At 45.0% G+C, this 3,096-nt stretch carries 5 protein-coding genes and 1 pseudogene; 4 read left to right on the plus strand and 2 right to left on the minus strand.

Annotated elements, in window-relative coordinates; all coding sequences use genetic code 11:
* Positions 1-206, minus strand: a pseudogene (locus ACWATR_RS39120) (tyrosine-type recombinase/integrase); the annotation flags it as partial.
* A gap of 146 nt (positions 207-352) precedes the next feature.
* Here ACWATR_RS39120 and ACWATR_RS39125 point away from each other — a divergent pair.
* The 4 genes from ACWATR_RS39125 (at position 353) to ACWATR_RS39140 (ending at position 2,066) form a co-directional block, all read left to right on the plus strand.
* Entirely contained in the window at positions 353-676 is a 324-nt protein-coding gene (locus ACWATR_RS39125; protein ID WP_335061508.1) for an ArsR/SmtB family transcription factor, read from the plus strand.
* A gap of 20 nt (positions 677-696) precedes the next feature.
* Positions 697-1,176, plus strand: coding sequence for an SRPBCC domain-containing protein (locus ACWATR_RS39130; protein WP_460345520.1), 480 nt, complete (start codon positions 697-699; stop codon positions 1,174-1,176).
* A gap of 114 nt (positions 1,177-1,290) precedes the next feature.
* Entirely contained in the window at positions 1,291-1,653 is a 363-nt protein-coding gene (locus ACWATR_RS39135; protein WP_460345523.1) for a hypothetical protein, read from the plus strand.
* A complete protein-coding gene (locus ACWATR_RS39140; RefSeq protein ID WP_322734177.1) occupies positions 1,650-2,066 on the plus strand; it encodes an HNH endonuclease in 417 nt (138 codons plus the stop codon). Before ACWATR_RS39135 ends, ACWATR_RS39140 begins: the two co-directional genes overlap by 4 nt.
* A 525-nt stretch (positions 2,067-2,591) precedes the next feature.
* Here the strand turns inward: ACWATR_RS39140 and ACWATR_RS39145 are convergent.
* On the minus strand, positions 2,592-2,996 hold the full coding sequence (locus ACWATR_RS39145) for an MBL fold metallo-hydrolase (RefSeq protein ID WP_460345526.1): 405 nt from the start codon (positions 2,994-2,996) through the stop codon (positions 2,592-2,594).
* Positions 2,997-3,096: the final 100 nt, after the last annotated feature.

A 3,096-nucleotide genomic window follows, 5' to 3' on the forward strand; every position in this document is an offset into this window, starting at 1 on the left:
AACCTTTTGAGTTCGCGTTCGTAGAGTTTGCGGCTGTTGGGTGCGAGATTGTTGCTGCGTAAAAATTCCAGAACTTTTACCCACCGAATATCGGTTGGTGGTCTTGTACTACTTGTACTAGTGGTGCGCCCAGAGAACGATGCTGTTTCAGCGTTAAGAGCAATGAGTTTAATCGGAGGTAAATTATTTAGTTCAGGGTTATTCACAATAATTATGCGATCGCCTGGAAGCACAGTGGAAGTAACACCCAAAATTGTATGTGACTTCAGGTAGAAATTGCCCAAGACAGAAGGTAAAAGTTGTCCGTGTTGTCACTTGACACGATCTGTATGTTTGGATATCATTCAACTATATGGTTGAATCAAATGTAGCCCTTGATAAAATTTTTGCTGCTCTGGCTGATGTGACGCGGCGAGACATTCTTTTTCGGGTATCAACAGCAGAACATACTATCGGCGAATTAGCACAACCCTATGCGATGTCTTTTGCAGCGATCGCAAAGCACATCAGTGTGTTGGAGAAAGCCGGACTGATTACCAAGCGTCGAAGTGGTAAGGAGAAAGTTATTCAGATTCAGCCGAAAACCCTCAAAGTAGCCGCAGCGTATCTGGGCGAGTATGAAAAAATCTGGAGTGCCCGCTTTGATGCTCTGGAAAAACTACTAGAAGATCGATAACAAAGTAGCAGGAGGCTAATATGGCACATCTGACAGTAACAGTTCCAGAAAATTCACAAAATATCCTGGGTACTGTCACAATTAACGCTCCATTAGGAAGGGTATTTGAAGCATATACCAAAGAAGAACTGTTTGCTAATTGGTGGTGTCGCGGTAATCCAATGAAAGTGTATCACTTCGATTGTCAAGACGGCGGCAGTTGGCACATTGCTGAACAATCAGAAGACGGTCACGAGTATGAGTTTACTGGCTGTTTTCATGAAGTCGCTCTAGATAAACGGATCGTGCAGACATTTGAATTCTTGGGGATGCCGGAACGTGGGCATGTCATGCTCTCAAAAGCTGAGTTTGTCGCAATTGACGAACATACAACTGAGATTCGTACCCATAGCACAGCAATGAGCCAGTCAGACCGTGACGGCATGGTTGCTAGTGGCATGGAAAGCGGCTGGCGGCAGTCCGTTGAAGCTCTGGGCAAGCTTTTAGAACCAAACGATTAATTACAACTCGCTCGCAGGCTTGACATTTACCAAAGCGATCGCTGAGGTAAATGTAAGCCGATATTTGGCAGCTAAAATCCAGAAAGTGTATCCTTGTAGTAAAAGCAAACGTCTATGCAAGTTACATTTGACTTACCTGATGAAGTTGTTAATCAGCTTCAACCCTTTGCAGACAAACTGCCTCAAATCCTAGAGTTGGGGTTACGAGAACTGAATGCGAACGCTGAGTCAGGATTTTCAGGTATGGCTGAAGTCGTAGAATTTCTGGCAGGCCTACCCACTGCTAAAGCCATTATTGCCCTGCGTCCCTCTGAATCCCTGCAAGCTCAAATTAACACTCTGGTAGAAAAAAATCGGACGGTAGGTTTAACCGCAACAGAAGAGCAGCAATGGCAGGGGTATCAATATTTAGAGCATATTGTCAGAATGGCTAAGGCTAGAGCCTTCTTGAAGATCAAAGAAGCTGACGCAGAATGAGCAAAACCTATATTCCTGTAGCTCTCCGAAGACAGGTTTATGAACGGGCAAAAGCTTGTTGTGAGTATTGTCTGATTCCTGATGTCGCTACCTTTGCGCCTCATGAGATTGACCACATTATTGCTGAAAAACATAGTGGACGGACTGAAGCGGAAAATTTAGCCCTATCCTGTACTCTGTGCAATAAGCACAAGGGAAGTGATCTCGCCTCTGTCGATCCAGAAACCGGAAAAATCGTACCCTTGTATCATCCTCGCCAAGACATCTGGCATGAACATTTTCGCCTGAGTGGGTCTGAATTTGTGCCTTTAAGCCCCATAGGTCGGGTTACGATTGGGTTATTGCAGTTAAACCGTCGTGACAGAGTTGAGGAGCGTCAGCTTTTACTACAAGCTGGAATAATCGCTCCATAAGATCGGCGATCGCCTCAATGTCCCAAGCTCTCACATTATGTTTTAAGTTACATTGTTGTTACTGTACTGTAAGGATAAAGTGGTTCTTGTCAGATTTTGGTGATGATGAAAGGTTACGCACTTTAAAGCAGAAGGCAGGAGGCAGAAAGTTTTAAAACGTTTTCTTATCCGGGCGTGGGATTTGTGACTTCAAGGGGCGATTGCAAGAAGGCTTTCAAGTAATGCAGATGTTCTATAATCCAAGCAGAGCTTAAATTGTAGAAATTTTTCCTTCCTCTTGCTTCTACCGCCTGCCGTCAGCATAAATGCCTTACCCCAACCAAGATCACCAAAAGTTGCCAAGAACCGTAAACTTGGACATCCATTTTTGGAAGGTAAAGTTGGACAACGTGTCCAAAATCTTCTTCAAGTCACAGAATTTGCTTTGAAAAACTTTATAGCACTACTCATTTAGCTTGCCTCAAGAATGTAAGCCACTTGCCAATTCTCATCGACGACTTGCTCGTGGGCAATTTGTAACCTGGACTAAACAGACAAAGCATCAGCCAAATCCCGAAGTAATTTTGCTCCATCACCACGCCATGCACTACCATGCATACACGCCAGCGTTGCTGGTTCGGTGGCTGCCAATTTCTCCAGCAGAACGCGAGTATTCTTCGTATGAGAAAAATAATCCATCCCGTGGCGGAATGCTTCGCTCTTGTCGAGAATATCCGACTCAGTAAGTGGTTCGATATCGACACCGCCTTGAGTGAAGAGGTCGCCACAAAACAGTGTTTTGGTGCGTTCTTCCATCAGAAATCCACAATCCCACCCGTGGGGTAGATGGGGCGTATCGAACCAGCGAATGGAGTTTTTGCCCAGCCAGAGCAACTCACCGTCCTCCAACGATCTTGCCGAACGATCGGCAAGGTCGTTGACAGATACCATTGCCGCGATCGTCCCACAAAGGGGCGACGAGTTTGTGGCTACAGCTAGCCATTCATTGAGCGATCTGTAGAGGAATAAAAAAGTTCAACAACAAATAATA

Source organism: Nostoc sp. UIC 10890 (assembly GCF_054786515.1).

Coding starts and splice junctions, on each gene's coding strand:
- ACWATR_RS39125 (WP_335061508.1), top strand. CDS start 353: ATGGTTGAATCAAATGTAGCCCTTGATAAAATTTTTGCTGCTCTGGCT.
- ACWATR_RS39130 (WP_460345520.1), top strand. CDS start 697: ATGGCACATCTGACAGTAACAGTTCCAGAAAATTCACAAAATATCCTG.
- ACWATR_RS39135 (WP_460345523.1), top strand. CDS start 1,291: ATGCAAGTTACATTTGACTTACCTGATGAAGTTGTTAATCAGCTTCAA.
- ACWATR_RS39140 (WP_322734177.1), top strand. CDS start 1,650: ATGAGCAAAACCTATATTCCTGTAGCTCTCCGAAGACAGGTTTATGAA.
- ACWATR_RS39145 (WP_460345526.1), bottom strand. CDS start 2,996: ATGGTATCTGTCAACGACCTTGCCGATCGTTCGGCAAGATCGTTGGAG.